Origin of the sequence: Clostridium beijerinckii (assembly GCF_008705175.1) — a bacterium.
In the GTDB taxonomy this organism is placed as follows: domain Bacteria; phylum Bacillota; class Clostridia; order Clostridiales; family Clostridiaceae; genus Clostridium; species Clostridium beijerinckii.
Genome location: NZ_CP043998.1, coordinates 2,738,325 through 2,757,350 on the forward strand (window position 1 = coordinate 2,738,325; position 19,026 = coordinate 2,757,350).

17 protein-coding genes are annotated in these 19,026 nt (G+C 27.8%); 10 read left to right on the forward strand and 7 right to left on the reverse strand.

The features are described 5' to 3' along the window. Positions 1-314: 314 nt before the first annotated feature. Complete coding sequence (locus F3K33_RS12420; RefSeq protein ID WP_012058643.1) at positions 315-572, reverse strand: hypothetical protein; 258 nt, start codon at positions 570-572, stop codon at positions 315-317. Positions 573-818: 246 nt separating this feature from the next. Here F3K33_RS12420 and F3K33_RS12425 point away from each other — a divergent pair, with 246 nt between their 5' ends. The 3 genes from F3K33_RS12425 (at position 819) to F3K33_RS12435 (ending at position 4,943) form a co-directional block, all read left to right on the forward strand. Continuing rightward, entirely contained in the window at positions 819-2,576 is a 1,758-nt protein-coding gene (locus F3K33_RS12425) for a helicase-related protein (protein WP_039769745.1), read from the forward strand. A 253-nt stretch (positions 2,577-2,829) separates the two neighbouring features. Further along, positions 2,830-3,525, forward strand: coding sequence for an ABC transporter ATP-binding protein (locus F3K33_RS12430; protein ID WP_023974604.1), 696 nt, complete (start codon positions 2,830-2,832; stop codon positions 3,523-3,525). A 326-nt stretch (positions 3,526-3,851) separates the two neighbouring features. Then, positions 3,852-4,943, forward strand: coding sequence for a ribose-phosphate pyrophosphokinase (locus tag F3K33_RS12435; RefSeq protein ID WP_012058646.1), 1,092 nt, complete (start codon positions 3,852-3,854; stop codon positions 4,941-4,943). A 153-nt stretch (positions 4,944-5,096) separates the two neighbouring features. Here F3K33_RS12435 and F3K33_RS12440 read toward each other — a convergent pair whose 3' ends face one another. Then, complete coding sequence (locus tag F3K33_RS12440; RefSeq protein WP_012058647.1) at positions 5,097-5,366, reverse strand: hypothetical protein; 270 nt, start codon at positions 5,364-5,366, stop codon at positions 5,097-5,099. Between the two features lie 577 nt (positions 5,367-5,943). Between F3K33_RS12440 and F3K33_RS12445 the strand changes: the two genes are divergently transcribed. Continuing rightward, positions 5,944-6,939: a C40 family peptidase gene (locus tag F3K33_RS12445; RefSeq protein WP_039769744.1), complete on the forward strand. Its 996-nt coding sequence runs from the start codon at positions 5,944-5,946 to the stop codon at positions 6,937-6,939. 75 nt (positions 6,940-7,014) lie between these two features. On the opposite strand, the gene F3K33_RS12450 is transcribed toward F3K33_RS12445, so the two are convergent. Beyond that, positions 7,015-8,892: a sensor histidine kinase gene (locus tag F3K33_RS12450; protein ID WP_017211728.1), complete on the reverse strand. Its 1,878-nt coding sequence runs from the start codon at positions 8,890-8,892 to the stop codon at positions 7,015-7,017. A gap of 452 nt (positions 8,893-9,344) precedes the next feature. Between F3K33_RS12450 and F3K33_RS12455 the strand changes: the two genes are divergently transcribed. Continuing rightward, positions 9,345-10,247, forward strand: coding sequence for an HD domain-containing protein (locus F3K33_RS12455; RefSeq protein WP_039769741.1), 903 nt, complete (start codon positions 9,345-9,347; stop codon positions 10,245-10,247). Between the two features lie 26 nt (positions 10,248-10,273). Beyond that, the gene (locus F3K33_RS12460) at positions 10,274-10,561 is read left to right on the forward strand and encodes a DUF503 domain-containing protein (protein ID WP_023974607.1); all 288 of its coding nucleotides are present in this window, start codon (positions 10,274-10,276) and stop codon (positions 10,559-10,561) included. Between the two features lie 186 nt (positions 10,562-10,747). On the opposite strand, the gene F3K33_RS12465 is transcribed toward F3K33_RS12460, so the two are convergent. Further along, on the reverse strand, positions 10,748-11,776 hold the full coding sequence (locus tag F3K33_RS12465) for a 3-deoxy-7-phosphoheptulonate synthase (RefSeq protein ID WP_023974608.1): 1,029 nt from the start codon (positions 11,774-11,776) through the stop codon (positions 10,748-10,750). 389 nt (positions 11,777-12,165) lie between these two features. On the opposite strand from F3K33_RS12465, the gene F3K33_RS12470 reads away from it, so the two are divergent. Beyond that, positions 12,166-13,083, forward strand: a complete 918-nt coding sequence (locus F3K33_RS12470; RefSeq protein ID WP_039769739.1) for a cytochrome b5 domain-containing protein — start codon at positions 12,166-12,168, stop codon at positions 13,081-13,083. Positions 13,084-13,379: 296 nt separating this feature from the next. Here F3K33_RS12470 and F3K33_RS12475 read toward each other — a convergent pair whose 3' ends face one another. Next, positions 13,380-13,925, reverse strand: coding sequence for a nucleotidyltransferase family protein (locus tag F3K33_RS12475; protein WP_023974610.1), 546 nt, complete (start codon positions 13,923-13,925; stop codon positions 13,380-13,382). Between the two features lie 350 nt (positions 13,926-14,275). Here F3K33_RS12475 and F3K33_RS12480 point away from each other — a divergent pair, with 350 nt between their 5' ends. Further along, the gene (locus F3K33_RS12480; RefSeq protein WP_023974611.1) at positions 14,276-14,833 is read left to right on the forward strand and encodes an NUDIX hydrolase; all 558 of its coding nucleotides are present in this window, start codon (positions 14,276-14,278) and stop codon (positions 14,831-14,833) included. 172 nt (positions 14,834-15,005) lie between these two features. Continuing rightward, positions 15,006-15,533 (forward strand): 2'-5' RNA ligase family protein, encoded by a 528-nt coding sequence (locus tag F3K33_RS12485; RefSeq protein WP_039769736.1) that lies wholly within the window; start codon positions 15,006-15,008, stop codon positions 15,531-15,533. A gap of 105 nt (positions 15,534-15,638) precedes the next feature. Here the strand turns inward: F3K33_RS12485 and F3K33_RS12490 are convergent, their stop codons facing one another. Together F3K33_RS12490 and F3K33_RS12495 are read right to left on the reverse strand one after the other, a co-directional pair. Further along, positions 15,639-16,415 carry a YibE/F family protein gene (locus F3K33_RS12490; RefSeq protein ID WP_039769735.1) on the reverse strand — a complete coding sequence of 259 codons (777 nt, stop codon included), beginning with the start codon at positions 16,413-16,415 and terminating at the stop codon, positions 15,639-15,641. A 4-nt stretch (positions 16,416-16,419) separates the two neighbouring features. Continuing rightward, positions 16,420-17,580 carry a YibE/F family protein gene (locus tag F3K33_RS12495; protein WP_023974613.1) on the reverse strand — a complete coding sequence of 387 codons (1,161 nt, stop codon included), beginning with the start codon at positions 17,578-17,580 and terminating at the stop codon, positions 16,420-16,422. Between the two features lie 297 nt (positions 17,581-17,877). Between F3K33_RS12495 and F3K33_RS12500 the strand changes: the two genes are divergently transcribed. Beyond that, positions 17,878-18,900: a hypothetical protein gene (locus tag F3K33_RS12500; protein ID WP_039769732.1), complete on the forward strand. Its 1,023-nt coding sequence runs from the start codon at positions 17,878-17,880 to the stop codon at positions 18,898-18,900. Positions 18,901-19,026: the final 126 nt, after the last annotated feature.

Consider the following 19,026-nt stretch of genomic DNA (forward strand, 5'->3'; position numbering starts at 1 on the left):
TTAAGAGCCTGAGGTATTATTATATTATTTTATAAAATGCAGAAAATATATAAGTTCTTACTAATGAATACTTTTTTAATGGAAGATGTATTTAAATGAAACTTTTTAAAAAGTCGAGAATTTAAGAACTTAAGAATTTAAGAATAAAGGAATATAAGAATTTAAATTTTTAACAATAAAAAAACTTAGAAAGTTAATAATTTATAGGGAACATAAGGGTTTGTAGAGTATATAGAAATCACCATAAATAATAGATTTAAGTTATTATGCTTAGAATAGTATAAAAATTACTAATATAGCTTGTTCGAGCTATTCTATTTATTTCTATTAGATAGGTAGTTCTTGTGAATAGCATTAAAGAAAAAGTCGGTAATTTCTTCATTAATTTTATCATTAGAATTATTATGGACTTGATTATTTTTCTTTTTTAAACAAGGAGTATGTTCATTAGATTTTTGCTTTTTAGCTGAATCGAATTTTATTATTTTTGAATTGCTCATTATAATATCATCTCCGTTTTTTATTATAGAATGTCTTTCGCCATTTATATATTTTACATACATTAATTCCATGAACGCACCGCCTTATACTTATTAATTAAAATAAAAGTATTAAATAAATTTACTGATAACTAAGTATATGAGTCTAGCTTATGAAATATTACATAATAATATTAAAGTGATTTTTATCACCGATATGAGTTATGGTATAATTTTCATGTAATCTTATAAAGGAATAAATATATTTAATCATAGTTATATTATTAATAAGAAATATTTTTGCAGTTAAATATTATATTAGTATATGGAGTGGGATAAATGAAAAATAATGCAGCACAAAGAGAATTTAAAAAGTATAAGGGTCAGATAAATCAAATAGAAGAAATAGTTGAGCATTCAAAGCCAGGAGCATTATTAGAGCATGAGAGTTCAATAAGAAAGAAACTTAGACATCTTAAGGAATTAGAAAATCAGAGTTTAAGAGATTTTAATGAGGTTTATGAGAGATATGAAGAGCTATTAGAAACTGTTTCAAAGAAAATGCTTGATTACTATAATAAAAATAATAATACAAGTTTTGATTTTTATGAAGTAGTGCGTGGAAATTATAATAGTTTTTTAAATCAAGGACTAATGACAATATTAACTAAACAACATATTCCCAAATTAGTTGCAAAAGAATTTGAAGAAAATTTCCCAAGTAATCCTAAAGATGAGTATCGTCAAGCAAGAAGCATGAAAAGAAAGTTCTACATACATTTAGGCGATACAAATACAGGTAAAACTTATAATTCTTTAGAACGTCTTAAAAGTGCAAAAAAAGGTGTTTATTTATCACCACTTAGAATTCTAGCTTTAGAAAATTTTGAAAAGTTAAATAGAGAAGGAGTAATTTGTGATCTTTTAACTGGTGAAGAGGAAATAATAAATGTAGGATCTACTCACACATCATGTACAATAGAGAAAGTTAATTTAAAAGAACATTATGATATAGCTGTAATTGATGAGATTCAGATGATAAGTGATCCTTTTCGTGGAATGGCATGGAGTAAAGCTCTACTAGGGCTTCAATGTGATGAAATACATATATGTGGAGCTGCTAATGCTAAATATATATTAGAAACAATTATAAGTGATTGTAAAGATGAATATGAAATAAGAGAATATATAAGAGCTATACCATTAGAAGTTGAATATAAGAATTTTAGTTATAATGATGTTCAGGAAGGTGATGCTGTTGTAGTCTTTTCTAAAAAAAGAGTATTAGAAATAGCAGAGGAATATTCAAGTAGAAACATCAAGGCAAGTATAATTTATGGTGATTTACCACCTGAAGTTAGGAAAATGCAATACGAACAGTTCATTAATAAAGAAACAAAGATTCTTGTGACTACTGACGCAATAGGAATGGGAGTCAATCTTCCTATTCGAAGAATTATATTTATGAGTATAAGGAAATTTGATGGAGAAGAAGTAAGAGAGTTAACTTCGCAGGAAATAAAGCAAGTAGGAGGGCGTGCTGGTAGGATTGGTATTTATGACGTTGGGTATATTGCCAGTGTTGGCGGCAATGCAGATATAATTAAATCTAAATTAGAAACAGAAGACGAGGTTATAAAACAAGCTGTTATAGGGCCATCAGAAGCAATACTTAAGATTAGAAGTCTGCCTTTAAATGAAAAATTAGCCCTTTGGAGTACAAGAACAGAAAAATTAGATTATTATACTAAGATGGATGTAAGTGAATATATTTTGATCTTGGATAGGCTAAGGAAATACAAGCTTAATGAAGAAATTCAATGGGATTTACTGAAAGTTCCATTTGATGTGTCTAGAGATGAACTTATGAATGCATTTTTAAATTATGTAGATGAACTATTTGTGAATAAACAGAAAGAATTATTTAAACCCCAAAACTTTAATGGTGGTTTGGATGATTTAGAGATTTATTATCAGAAGATAAACATGTATTACTCATTTTCTAAAATATTTAATTTAAAACTAGACGTTCAATGGGTTTATGATGAGAGATTAAAAGTAAGTGAAGAAATAAATGATATATTATTAAGACTTTAATAATATCAATAATTAATGATGTAATAGGTAATAATAAATTGAGTATTAAGCTTACTTAAATTTGTTATTACCTATTATTTCGTAAAAACACATTTCAAAATAAACATTATAAAATTAGCAACCTAAGAAAGATTTAAAATTAGTAACAAAATATGATAAGGGACAATAATATGAGATTGAAAACATAGAGTAATAATGTTAATAGATAAATTTGTCCTATTTCAATTTTTCATGAAATATTGGAGGTAGCTGATTGAGTAATAATATTATCGAAATGAATAAAATTACTAAAAGTTTTTTTATAGGGAAAGAAAATCAATTAGATATACTTAAGGATATTGATATTAATGTACAAAAAGGTGAATTTATAGCCATTGTTGGCTCATCTGGATCTGGAAAGAGTACATTAATGAATATTATAGGAGTACTTGATAGACAAACATCAGGTCAGTATGTTCTTGATGAAATAGATGTTAGTAAAGTAAGCGATAATAAATTAGCAGAGATCAGGAATAAGAAAATTGGATTTGTATTTCAGACTTCTAATTTAATAGCTAGAACAAATTCTATCCAAAATGTAGAGCTGCCAATGCTATACTATGGAATGGATAGAAGAACAAGAATTAATAGAGCAAAAGAACTATTGGAGTTAGTTGGAATGGGAGATAGGTTAACTCACCTGCCTAGTGAGCTGTCAGGAGGGCAGAAGCAAAGAGTTGCTATTGCTCGTGCATTAGCAAATGATCCAGATATTATACTTGCTGATGAACCAACAGGAGCGCTTGATTCAGAAACAGGAAGAATAGTCATGAATTTATTTCATAAAATACATGAAAAGCAAGGAAAGACTATAGTGCTAATTACGCATGATAATAATTTAGCAAGTGAAACCCAAAGGATATTAACTATAAAAGATGGAAAAATTATTGGGGAAAAGCATCTTTGTTAAAAAATATAAACTCAAATTATTTATTGATATTTCATATTAAATAATTCCGTATTATTGTAATAGTATAGCACATTTATGAAATGTTGTTTACAAATACCAATAACATCGCTAAAGTAATATACGAATTTGAAAATTTATCTCAATGATTATATTAAAATGGAATTTTATAAGGAATTGAAAAGGTTAACTTTAAAATTATCATAAAATTTTCTTGAAAATTGTAATAATATATTTATATATATCCAATTTTGAGGTATACTTTAATTGTTTGAGTTTTTTTATAATAATAAGCCGATTTACAAAATAATTTAAAAAGGGGAACGCAAATGAGTGAATTAAATCATGAACTTGGAATTATAGCATTAGAAAGTTGTTCAGAATTAGGAAATGCTATAGACAAGTATATCCAAAAAAACAGAAATTGTACTGAGTCATTCTTAGTGCCACTTGATGAAATACGATTTTCTAATGGAGAAGGAAAAGTAAAAATTTCTGAATCTATCAGAGGAAAGGATATTTATATTTTATGTGATGTTGGAAACTATAGCTGTACATATAAGATGTTTGGGATTGAAAATCACAAGGGTCCTGATGAACATTTTCAAGATATAAAGAGAACTGTTGCAGCAATTAGAGGTAAGGCAGCAAGAATAACTGTAATTATGCCTCTTTTATACGAATCAAGACAACATAGACGTAAAGGTAGAGAATCTTTGGATTGTGCTTTAGCACTTCAAGAACTTGAAAGATTAGGTGTTGATGAAATTATCACTTTTGATGTACATGACCCTAATATTCAAAATGCTATTCCTTTACTATCTTTTGAAAATGTATATCCAACATATGATATTGTAAAGGGAATCTTATCAAATGAGAAATCATTAGAATTAGATAAAGAAAAGCTACTTGTAATAAGTCCTGATACCGGAGCGATGGATAGGGCTATATATTACTCAAGTGCTTTAGGAGTAGATGTTGGCTTATTCTACAAGAGAAGAGATCATTCTACAATTGTTAATGGAAAAAATCCTATTGTTCAACATGAATATATGGGAAGAGCTGTTGAAGACAAAGATGTATTAATAGTTGATGATATGATAGCATCAGGAGAGTCTGTTCTTGATATAGCTAAGGAATTAAAGAAAAGAAATGTTAAGAATATATATGTTGCAGCAACTTTTGCTTTCTTTACAGAAGGCGTTGAAAAGTTTAATAAGGCTCATGAGGAAGGTTTATTAGCAAGAATATATTCTACTAATTTAACATATATACCAGAAGAGTTAAAAGACTCAGCTTGGTTTAAGAGCGTTGATATGTCAGAGCTTTGTGCTAGAATTATCAATAGATTAAATTATGGAAGATCAATTGCTAAATACATGGATGCGACAAGAATAATACATAGCTTATTAAATAAGTAATTACTTTATATCTATATTTATAAGAAAAGAGCTACTTAGGTTTTTAAATGAAATAACAATTTCATTTAAGTACTTAAGTAGCTCTTTTTAATAGTTATAGTAGTGAAAGTAAATTTATATAATAAAGCAGTGTACATACTACAATAATGTTAATTATAAAAATGTTCTTCTTGATGCTATTAATCTAAGCTCAGTAGCATCTGTTATATCATAATTATATTCACTACCTTTAGAATGTGCTGAATTTTTATTGTAAATATATTCTGAATTACTGAAAAGTGAATTTAAAACAGACTTACATAGTTTAAATGCATAATTTAGAATTTTAGATATACCTTTTGAAACTTTATTAAGGGAAATATTTTTGTTAGTTGTATAGGTTACCAATTTAAAATTAGATTTATTAATAGCTTTACCGTTCATAATAATCCCTCCAGTTTAAAAAATAATTTGTATTTTTTAATGATATTTAATTTTTTATTACTTCTATACTAATAATATAAATCATTTATATAAAAACTGCATCCTCATATAAATTCCCATTTGGTAAAATTGTAGGCAATTTTCTGAAGATATTTATGAAAATAAATTTAATATTATCTTTATAGTAATAAAGGTTTGGTAAATGTTAATAATTAATAAATTTAATACAAATTTCTTCTGAAATGGATTGAAAATTTAATATATTTTAGTAACAATACAGTAATAAAAGTTATGATTAGTTAATATATATAATGTGAAAGAGAATTAAGTAAAATAACTTTTTATAAAACTATATAATATCAAGTGAAACTTGATTCAGGTGGGGAATACCCGGCTAAATCGTAGTTTAACTTATCTGGGTCTACCCACAGTTTCCACCCGCTTAAAAAGTGAGTGACAAATGTGACTAGACATCAGATAAATTATGTTGTTATTGTTAGTTAAGAATATTCATATATTAAGATTTTGTTTTTAGAATGTCGAGATTCATATTTAGTAGATGCCAGGGGAGGATAAGATGAAAATTAGGTGTAAATTTGCGTTAATAGTAGCTTTACTATTTTTTATGACAATGATGAGTAATGAATTGCCAGCTTTTGCAGAACCTGAACTATCACTCGAACAAGCTATACAAAACATTCAAGAATGTGATAGCAAAATTGATAATAATATAGACAAGCTAAATAAGATTAAAGAAGAAGTTTCTCAAAAGGAAAAGCAAATAAAGGATAATGAAGAACAATTAAAGATAGCTAAGGAAGATGTAGAAGAGAAAGATAAGAAATTAGCCGATAGATTAAAAGGTATACAGTTAAATGGAGGTGTTCAATCAACAACGCTTCAATACTTAGATGCTTTAATTTCTTCGGGAAATGTTTTAGAAGCAATGAATAAGGCATCATTAATATATAAAATATGTGAAAATGATAAAAATATGATTTTACAAGCAAAAGAGTCCGAAAAAAGGATAATAGAAGTAAATGAAGAGATAGAAAAAGGAAAAGCTGATTTGCAAAAAAATGAAAACGATATTAGAAATCAAGTTGTAGAATTAGAGGATCAAAAAGATAAACTATTAAAATATATTAAAGATAATAATATATTATTGAGCAGGAATACAGGCATAACTGTTCCGGTTACATTATCATCTGATATTACTGGTCAGAAAAGGTCTCTAATAGAAGAAGCTGAAAAATATTTGAAAGTTCCTTATTTATGGGGAGGAGAGTCACCATCAGGCTTTGATTGCTCGGGTTTGATTCAATATGTATTTAAGTCGCAAGGGATATATATACCTAGAATATCACAGGACCAGCAGCGTTTTGCGAAAACAATTAGCATATCTGAAATTAAACCAGGAGATTTGGTATTTAATAAACCATCAGAATCTACACACGTAGGGATGTATATAGGGGATGATATGTATATTCAAGCGCCTCGAACTGGAGATGTTGTTAAAATAAGCAGATTAAGTAGGTCCAATATGAAATATGTTGGAAGAGTATTAGATTAGAGTCATATTAAAAATTACAGCACATAAGGTACTTAAAATATTAATAGCGGCCTTATGTACTGATATTAAAAATATTTAATCATATATATCAGAAAACTCTATTTTTATTCTTTGAATATTACTTTCTTTTGCTAAATCCTCATCTGAAGTAACATTTTCGCTTTCTGGCAAAACTTTAACGGGAAGCTCTATTATAAACTCACTGCCTTTGCCATATTCACTATTGATTTTAATTGTACCATTGTGAAGTTCAACAAGGGATTTTACGAGAGAAAGTCCTATGCCACTTCCTTCTCTTTTTCGCGAAAGTGATTTATCTACTTGAACAAATCTCTTGAAAATGGATAATTGTTTATCTTTAGGGATTCCAACACCAGTATCTCTTACAGAGACTATAATGCTTGAATCTTTATCTAGTATATTTACAAATATGCTTCCTCCAGAAGAAGTAAATTTTATGGCATTTGAAAGAAGATTAAGCATTATTCTTTCGATTTTATCCGCATCGCAAGCCATTAGCTTTTCTTCAACGTTTGTATCAAAAATAATGTCTAAACCTTTGTTTTTAGCATAATCAGTTACAGATAAAGTTATATCTTCTATAGTGGATATGATATTTTCATTTTTTAAGCTGAGTTTAAAGTATTCAGCATCAATTTTAGTAATATCTATTAAATTATTTACTAGCCTTAATAACCTATAGCAGTTTTGTTTCATAATATTATAGTATTTGCTTATTTTGTCTTTACTATCTGTATTAGTTTTGTTTGCTCCAATTAAATTTAGAAGTTGCAGTGTGCTAAGCATTACGTTTAGTGGGGTTCTAAATTCATGAGATAAATTTGCAAAAAATTCTGTTTTAAGTTTATCATATTCTGCAGCTTTATCTAATAACCGACTTTGCTCTTGTATTTTTAATCTAAGATTTTCAGATTTTTTATGTTCCGAAATATCTCGGATAACACTTAATATACATGGGTTACCTTCATATTCAATAGCTCCAGAGTATATATTTACTGGAATAATATTTCCATCGAATTGAATCATTTTTTCTTCGATTATAGGTACTGATATATTATGCTTAAGCACTTTTTCAAATCTATTAAGTATAATATCGCGATAATCCTTATGAACAATGCCAATTTCAAATAAGTCTCTACCTAGAATACTTTTAAAATTGTTAATGTTTAGTAGTTTTTCCACGCCTTTATTCACAAAAAGTATTTTATAATTTGTGTCTAAAATAAAAACTCCCTCATAAATACTGTCTAATATGTATAAGAGTTGCCCCTTTTTCTTTTCAATTAACTTATAAGTGTCTTTTAGTTTTTTATATTTCTCTTCTCTGAGAATTTTTATATTACTAATTTTTTTCTTATTTTTTAATTCGAGCTTCCAATCAAGCATAATCTTTTCAATAAACATATGAAAAAAATCTAAACCGACAAAAAAAGAATCGTAAGGTAAATTTAAGTTGTTAGCTAGTATTTGAATTTCTTTTGTGCTGTCCTCATAAATTCCTGTATCTAATAGGAGAAGCTTATTGGGTTTTTTATCTAAAATAAATGAGGTATTATCTTTATCCATGTTTTTAAGCCAGCCTGATGTTATAACATATGAATTTGTATCTAAAAGATTATTAACTACATCTTTATTAATAAATAAGTTAAGACAGTGTTCCATTTTATATAGTGTGCATTTTTCTTTGTTATTAATAAAATCTTCTAAGTTAGAGCTGCAACAATTATTTTCAATAATAACAAAAATTTTATTACACATTTTTTCACATAAATTAATAGCCTCTATTAAACAGTGATTTTTTGTGTTTGTTGCTTTTGAACATGTGGATGTAAATGGTATAATCATAACATTTTTTATATTATAAGTCTTTACTGCAAATTCAATCTCTTCAATAAAATTTTCACAAATTACTATACCCAAATTAGTTTTCATGTTATCCTCCCATTTTAGCTAAGAGATTAATTTACCTCATAGCTGATTTTTACTAATAGATCATATATTATTCAATAGCGATTTTGTAAGTAAAAGTGACTATTCCATATGTTTAAATAATTAGCTATGTATATAGGCTTGGCTAAGTATATATAAATTTATAATTTATCAGAAATTTGTTTTAACATAAAAAGTTGATTAAACAAATGCATTAATATTATACCCCTTTTTTTTCTAAAATTCTATAAAATTACCCATTTTTACAGTTTATTTGATATTATAAAATGTAGATAGTATCTTGTATTAAGAGCAAGGTGAATTTAAAATGAAGAGATAAAACAATGAAAGATGATACAAATATAATTTTTAATATTATAAAGTTACTGTTTTGCATATACTATGTTTAACTTAGAAGCAATATATAAAATAAGCTGATAAAATTGGAGGAAACAATGAATACAAAAGAGAATTTTTTAAGCAATGTGAAAAGCGGTGAAAGCGTAAAAATATCACTAATGGTCATGAAAATATTATTTAGAGATCCTGCAAAAATAGTCTGCATATTGGCTGATAAAAGTGGAGAAACGAAGGCAAATTTACCCAACAAGAAAGATGATATTACAGATGGAATAGTTTTAGAAGTTGAGGGAATTAAAGATGGAATTCTAGATGCGAAAAAATATGAAATTATTACAAGCTATAGCATTTCAGATTATCTTCCAACAGTAAATAGGCCTGTTGATGATATTATGCAGGAAATAGAGCTTTATACAAGTAAGTATATTGTTTCAAAAGAGGCTAAAGCCTTGAACGATTATTTCTTTAAAGACGAAGAGTTTCTAGACAAATTTAAAAGAGGTATAGGCGGAGTATCGATGCATCATAATTACATAGGAGGACTTGCAGAACATACATTAAATGTTATGCATTTAACTTTAATGCTTTGCGAAAGATATGGTTGCAGAAGAACAGAAATTGCCATACTTGCTGCAAAACTGCATGACATAGGGAAGATTTATGAGTTATCTTATGATGGACCGTTTAAATATACTCTTAGAGGTGAAATGGAAGGGCATATCGTTATTGGTGTTGAAATGATAGATAAGGCAATCATGAAAAATTCTTCATATTATAGTGAAGATTTTATCATGAGAATAAAAGGCTGTGTAGTTCAACATCATGGAAAACTTGAATATGGTTCACCTAGAGAAATGAGAATGGAAGAATCTTTTATAATAAATTATGCAGATTCAATAGATGCAACAATGAATAAAATTTCTCAAATAAAAGATAGAATAGAGCCAGGAAACTGGTCAGAATATGACAGAAGAATTGAAACTAAATTATATTTATAGTTTAAGAAAAGGGACGCGATTATTATATGAATATTTTATTTATGAAAGTCACATTAAGAGCATCGTGGGTTCACTCATTAAAAGAGAAAAGAATGATTGTAAAAAGCGTAACACAAAAATTAAAAAATAAGTTTAACATATCTGTATCTGAGGCTTATGAACAAGATGTTCATAAAACAATAGTTATAGGTATTGCAGGAATATGTTCTAATTCAGCTCAATCTGATTCTACTATGGAGAACCTTATAACCTTTATAGAAAATAATACAGATGCAGAAATAATAGATATACAAAGAGAAGATATTAGAGTGTAAAGATAGAGATACATAAATATAAGTGTTTGAGGGATGTGTCATAGAGCAATAATTTTAAATTCTATATATAAAAATACAAATTTAAATCCGATACTTTTTAATAAATCGTGTAATTAGTTCCAAAAAATACCAAGTCAGTATGATAAAATTTTCATACTGACTTGATTATTTAATTAATATATTTTATTAAACTTGTTCTGCAATATAGTAAAGCAATTGCTCAGTAGCAGCCCAACCTAAGCAAGGATCAGTAATTGATTTGCCATAAATGTGTTCATCAATTTTTTGAGATCCTTCTTCTATGTAACTTTCAATCATAACACCTTTAACTAATTTTTTTAAATCATTGTTATATCCTCTGCTGTAGAGTATTTCTTTAACTATGCGGGGTTGTTCAGCAAATTTCTTCATAGAGTTAGCATGATTTGCATCGACAATTACTGATGGATATGGAAAGTTGCATTCTCCATATAATTCAGAAACTCTCATTAAATCTTCGTAGTGATAATTAGGAATATTATTACCATGCTTATTAACTGAACCACGCATAATTGCATGAGCATAAGGATTACCAGTAGTATTTACTTCATTATGCCTATATAAAAAGTTATGTTTTGCATGAGCTGCTTGAATTGAGTTAAACATTACTGATAAGTCTCCGCTTGTTGGATTTTTCATACCAACAGGGACATCAATTCCACTGGCTGTAAGTCTATGCTGTTGATTTTCAACACTTCTTGCTCCAATAGCCACGTAAGTAAGTAAATCATCGCAGTACATATAATTCGAAGGATAAAGCATTTCATCTGCTGGAGTTAACCCAGATTCTTCTATAGCACGAATAAACATCTTTCTGATTGAAATCAATCCTTCAAGAATATTAGGTGATTTTTCAGGATCTGGTTGATGAAACATTCCTTTATATCCTTCACCAGTAGTTCTAGGCTTATTTGTATAAATTCTAGGAACAATAAAAAGCTTATCTTTAACTTTTTCATTTACTTTTGCAAGTCTGTTAACATAATCGCAAACAGAATTTTCATCATCTGCCGAGCAAGGTCCTATTATAACTACAAACTTATCACTATTGCCTGAAAATATTTTCTTGATTTCTTCATCTCTTTCTGCTTTAATCCTTTTTAGATTGTCAGCTAGAGGAGTAATTTCTTTTATTTCCTCTGGAGATGGTATTTTTCTTACATTTACAAAACTCATTGTAAAGCCCCCTTGTATAAAATTATATATATCTAAAAATGAATGAAAGAAATATGTTGTATACTATAAATGATATAACGTTATATTATTTTAAAAGAAGTATACATCATTTGAAAAAAATTCAAATTTAGTATATCTATATTACTATATAATTGCTGAAAAATCTAGTAACGTTTAGAATTTATCAAAAATATTTTAAGTTTTTTATAAATATGTTAAGAAAATTTACAAAATAGTAATCAAAGTAGATTCTGTCTTTGTTCGATTTACGAACAGAGACAGAAAAGATAAATGGAACATTTTTATTATTTACAATTTAAGTGCTTTTTAGGAATTTATTTCAAGGAAACTGCATATATTTTATAGGTAAAAATATTTGAGAGGTATTTATGTCTATTTATTTTGATTTAAAAACTATTAATGAACTTACAGGAAGCAATTCTTTTAGGCAACCTAAAGAACTTACATTAGATGATTTATCACAATATGATGGAAGAGGAGGAAAACCTGCGTATGTAGCTATAGAAGGTGTCGTTTATGATGTAAGCAATGAATCAAATTGGAGCGGAGGGACACACCATGGTCTTAATGCAGGTCAGGATTTAACAGACCAATTTAATTCTTGTCATGGAATGATGCAAATTCTTAATAATGCACCTAAAGTTGGTATATTAGTAGATGATAATAACATGCGTGACATGAATTTTGATATCAATGAAAATATGAAGAGGCAAGTTAAGCAAAATACATCGAATTTTAGACCAGATGATTGGATTAGATATATTGAGCCAATAGTGAGTTATTCTTTGAATGATACTAGTCAGGGAGCTGGATTACAAGGTGTTGGTGCACGACGCTCATATCAAAAAGCTATTTTACTAGGAGTGCTTGTTGGCTTAGGTAAAACTCCTCAGGAAGCAATTACACAAGTTCAACAGTGGCAGAATACAGGAGCAACCACTTTATTAGGAGGACCAAGTACCGGAGGAACAACAAGTGGTGGCATGGGAACCGGAGGAACAACAGGCGGTGGCATGGGAACCGGAGGAACAACAGGCGGTGGCATGGGAACCGGAGGAACAACAGGCGGTGGCATGGGAACCGGAGGAACAACAGGCGGTGGCACAGGAACTGGAGGAACAACAGGCGGTGGCATGGGAACTGGAGGAACAACAAGTGGTGGCATGGGAACCGGAGGAACAACAAGCGGCGGCATGGGCGCTGGAGGAACAACAGGTGGTGGCATGGGAACCGGAGGCACCACTAGAGACGAATCAATAGTAAGAAATAGACTTTTTTTTGATTAGATTAGATATTAAAAGCATAAAGGATGTGATATTATTCATATCCTTTTTGAGCAGAAAGATAAGTTTGCCTAATATATTAATTTACAATATAGATTTTACTTATCAATAAGATTATTTATTAAATACAAAATGAAAAGAAGCATTGATTAAATATTAATAGTTTGGAATTAAGTTACATTACATTAAGATATAAAATAGGAATATGTTTAACTTATGATAATGTTCTAAATTATGAAAGATTAGAAATAGAAGTTATCATACTAATATACACGGAATGTTAAAATTAGAGGTCTGAATCATACTAACATTCTTTCGATTTTGTTTATTAATTCTAAAGGTAAATCACCTCTTAAAGATCTTTCTAGTAAATTAGGATTTTTTATGTCATTTGTTAATAGATATTTTTCTATTAGCGCTGCTTTTTCTTTTGTGTTAGGATTTAATTGATAAAGTACATACCAATCTTCTAAGGACATTAATGGGATATCAATTTTATTAATGTCCGTTAATTCTGAGATTGAATCAGAATGAAAAATATATTTGAATGTACCATTGCTGTGATTAATCTTTAATCCAGCTATAATATTAACCTCAGAGCCTTCTATAATAGATTTATGAAAATATTTTGGTGAATATAATTTACTTTCTTTGTTTGCTATTTCATTGCTCATATCTTTAAACATTTCATCAATTTTTCTAATATCGTTTACATTAACGAAAATAGATATATCATTTAGGTTATTTAAAAGACCAAAGTGACTTAGTAAGACTGATCCCCCAGCGCCCCAAACGATATTTAAATCATTAAACTTATTTCCTATATAACTCAAAGCTTTAAGCATTTTTTTCACCTCTTGAATTTATATTAATATAGATTATTGATGTTAATAATATTATTAATATTTAAAAAAATTTTATTCATTAGAGCGCAAAATATAAATAATGACCTATTTAGGGGAATAAGTCATTATTTACACCTTTGTTAGCATTTATATAATTATTAATTATGGGGAGAAATAATAATAATTAAATTACTATCTCAAATATAATATATATCATTATTGTGTCAATAGTATGTCAAATATGAAATAATGTCCAATTTAGAGGCCTGCTAAGCATTAACTTGAAAGACTTTAAATATATGGTATAGTAGTTTATAGAATATATAAAATTAGTGAGAGTGAGATAAATTATGGAGTGGATTGATGCAGTAAAGGAATACAATCCTTGTAACGAGCAGGAAATGAAGGATAGGGAAATTATATTAAAGTATTCTAGAATATTTGATGATATTTTAACTAGAGATAATGAAATTATACATATGACAAGTTCGGCATTTGTGATTAATAAATCTAGAAGCAAGGTTTTAATGGTTTATCACAATATATATAATTCATGGGCATGGACTGGTGGCCACGCTGATGGAGAAAAAGATTTGTTGTTTGTTGCAATTAAAGAAGCAGGAGAGGAGACTGGGGTAAAAAAACTAATACCCGTTAATAATGAAATAGCTTCAATAGACATTTTACCTGTTTTTGGGCATATAAAAAAAGGAAAATTTGTTTCTCCACATTTACATGCTTCTCTAGCATATATTATTGAAGCTGATGAAACTGAGGAACTTATTGTTAAGCCAGATGAAAACAGTGCTGTTAAATGGATACCTATTGATGAAATAAATATATTTTCTAATGAACTACACATGAAGAAAGTATATGATAAAATAGTTTCTAAGATAAAGAATTTATAGTTATTGAGATATGGATGGAAATGCCCTCAGCGCATAAAATTGATAAGATATAATACCGATAGATATTTACATAATATTTTATTGTAATGAAAAAATAGAATTATGAATGGGAATCTGATTATAAACTATAAACTTAATTACAGTAAGTTTGATTATGTAAGGAGAAATAGATATGAGATATGTAATAGTTTCTGTAGTACACGGTGAAGCAGGAGATTTTAATAATAATTTAAGAAAAGAGCTTTTTAGAAAATTTAAAGCAAAATCATCTAAACTTCCTGCACATTTTACAATTAAGGCACCTTTTGAATATGATGATGTAATTACAGATTTAAATAATGTTCTCGATGAATTTATCAAAGTGGAAAAAGCAGAGCCATTTACAATTGATAGATATGATCATTTTGATGATAGGGTAATTTTTATGAAGGTAAATATGTCTAAGGAGGCAAAAGAAGTTCATGATAGACTAATAGATAAAATGAGTGAGATACCTTATGTTACATTTGATAGAAAAGATGGAAAAAATAAAACTTTTCATGTGACCTTGGCATCAAAGAATTTAAAATCTATTTATGATAAAGTTTGGGATTACATTCATGGATATAATTGTGAGTTTAAGTGTAGCTTCGATAATATAACTATTTATAAATGGGAAGAAGGAACTTGGAAATTATATAAGGAATTTAGATTAAGTTAATTTAACCTAAATTGAGGGATATAGAAATAAAAAACTATTTTGTTGTTTAAATATTTAAAAGGATAGATAGACAACAAAATAGTTTTTTATTTTTTAAAACAATATTTATACGGTCATATTTTTCTTTGAGCGCATGTTTAAAACTAAAAGTCTTGAAGATATTAATGCAGTAATAGGAATGATAAGAATAATACCTATGCCACAGCTTAAAACTTGAAATACTTCAGAACAAAAAACTTTTTCGTTTATAATAGTAGAGATAGGGTAATTGAGTTCATTAAAATATATTATTAATGTCATAAATCCGCTTATGTATGCAAAGAGAAGAGTATTAGTCATGGTTCCTAAGATATCTTTACCAATATTCATTCCAGATTTAAATAAGCTATACTTACTTGACATAGGATCATTCTTATAAATTTCATTCATTGATGATGATATTGATATAGATACATCTATAATTGCACCCAATAATCCAATTAGAATTTCACATATTACAATTTTTGAAAAGTTCAATTGAACATATAGAGATAGGAATGCAACAGTTTCTGCCTGCTCATTGCTAAAACCTTGTATTTGAGCATTCATACTCATATTATATGTTATAAACATAACTAAGAAAATAACTATTATAACAGATAATAAAGAAGAAAATGTTTTTTTATTAAATCCATTAATAAAAAATAAACTAAAAAAACTAATGAAAATTGCACAAATAAAAGTAACTTTAATAGGATCAATTTTTGCACCAATTAGAATAAGCATAAAGAAAAAAGTAAAGAAATTTAAGATTAAAGTAAAAAATGATTTAATTCCTCTTGTGCCTCCAACAATTGTCATAAGAATAAATAAAATAATTAATAATATTAGTATTATATTCATGATCTTAAGCTTCTCCAATCTTATGTTTTTTTAGAATAGCAATAGATGTAAAAATTGTTATTGGAATACTTAAAACTATTCCGATGCTTCCAATAAGCGCTCTCATAAATTCTAGAGAAAGATTTATATTTATAATATAAGTTATAGGTAACCCGTTTCTAAGCAGAAGTAATATTATTGGCATACTACCACTTAGATAAGCAAAAACTAATGTATTTGACATTGTTCCCATAATATCTTGTCCAATTTCTCGAGCAGATTTAATTATGGACTTACTATCAATATTAGGATTTTTATCATAAAGCTCATCTATGGCAGAAGATATAGAAATTGCAATATCCATTATTCCACCTAGTGTACCTATAATAAGTTCAATGAAAAATATCTTTTCTGGAGGATGAGTTAGAAACTCCATTTCTTCAAAGTGAATTCCACTCCAATTATTTAACTTAATCACAATACCAGCTATTAGCATGGAGGTTAAAGTACCTACTAAAGTTCCAATTATGGCTGAAGCTGTTTTTTTATTTTTTCCTGATACTATAAATAAAGAAGCAATTATAAAAAGTATACTTCCTATTATAGAAAGTATAGCTAAGTCATAACCTTTGGAAAATAGACCAATTATTGAAAATACAATTAAAATATTAACAACAACACTTACTAAGGATTTAAAACCTTTTATTCCTCCAACGAGCAATATCAGAGCTATAAAAATGTTTATCATATAAATAACATATTTGTCCCTCTTTAGATCTAGAATTTTTGCAGAAGTTATTTCATTATTATCGTTACTTTGCAGAGATATAAAAATTTCATCATTTACTTTTAAATCTAAGTCGTTAACTTGAGAAAATGATGTTGTATTATTAAGTTCAATGGAATTTCCTTTAAACGTACCATTCATAATAATAGCTTCAATTTTTTGATTTTTCATAGGTTCTATTTTTCCAGTAGAATTTTCTTCTTTGGATTCATTTTCGGTTATTGATGTTATTTTAGCTATTGGATTTCCATATAAATTTTCATTAGTAGAAATAAAAAACAAACTAGCTAAAGATACAACAATTAAAATTAATATAATTAAAACAGTCTTTTTATTAGGTTGTTTACCTATATTTGCATCTAATTTAAATAAGTACTTATTTAATAAATTCTTAGTCATACACCTGTAGCTCCCTTAAAATACATAATTATAACAAATTGTAAATTTACATTCTAAAAAATTATACTCTTATAAAGTTGTGTAATCAATCATATTATGATCAAAAAATATAAAGTTACTAATTATTTGATTTTACATAATAAGATAAGTAATTATGGAATTTTTTTATTCTTGTAACATTTTTGACTAAATTCTGTGACAAAACTGTAAAAATTATCTTATATAATTTAAGAAAACATAAGTTAATACAAAAATAATTGGACTATAGAATAACATATTTGAAAGGATGTAATTTAAATGAAAAATAAAAGTATTAAGAGTAAAGTTATGACAGGAGTTATTTTAGCGAGTATGGTGATATCTGCAAGTACAGGAGTATTTGCGGCAGATTCATTAAATGTTTCAAACAATAAGTCAGCAGTTCAACATCAAGGTAGAGAGAATGGTTTCCAAACAAAATTAGATTCTTTAGTAGCAGCAGGATCGATAACTTCAGATCAAGAAACTGCTATAAAAGAAGCATTAATGCCACAAGGCGGATTTAAAAATGGAGAACATAAGGATTTCTTTAAAACTAAATTATCAGATTTAGTGACAGCCGGAACAATAACAGCAGATGAACAGACAGCAATAGAAACAGCACTTGAAAATACTAAAGGAAACTTTAAAACAGTTTTAGATAATCTAGTAACAAATGGGACATTAACTTCAGACAAAGAAACAGCAATAGAAAATGCATTAAAGCCAGAAGCTAAAAATGGAGGACATAAAGATTTCTTTAAGATTAAACTATCAGATTTAGTGACAGCTGGAACAATAACAGCAGATGAACAGACAGCAATAGAAACAGCACTTGAAAATACTAAAGGAAACTTTAAAACAGTTTTAGATAATCTAGTAACAAACGGAACATTAACTTCAGACAAAGAGACAGCAATAGAAAATTCATTAAAGTCAGAAGATAAAAATGGAGGACATAAAGATTTCTTTAAGACTAGATTATCAGATTTAATAACATCTGGAATAATAACAGCAGATGAGCAGACAGCAATAGAAACAGCATTTAAAGATACAAAAGGGAATTTTAGAACAGTTTTAGATAATTTGGTAACAGCTGGAACATTGACCTCAGATAAAGAAACAGCAATAGAGAATGCGTTAAAACCACAAGAAAAGCAATTAGGAGAAAAAGATAGATCTAAAGGAATTGAAAAATATAAAGAGATGATAAAGACCAAATTAGATGGATTAGTAACAGCAGGAACAATAACAACTGATCAAGAAACAACTATAATAGAAGCTCTTACACCTTCTAAATAAAGTTGAATTAATATTAATATGTTATAATATTTAACAGATATCGTATACGGTTATAAAAGATAATAATTAAAGAAGGGAGTATCGCAAAATGGTTATATTTTGATCATAAACGATGCTCCTTTTTAT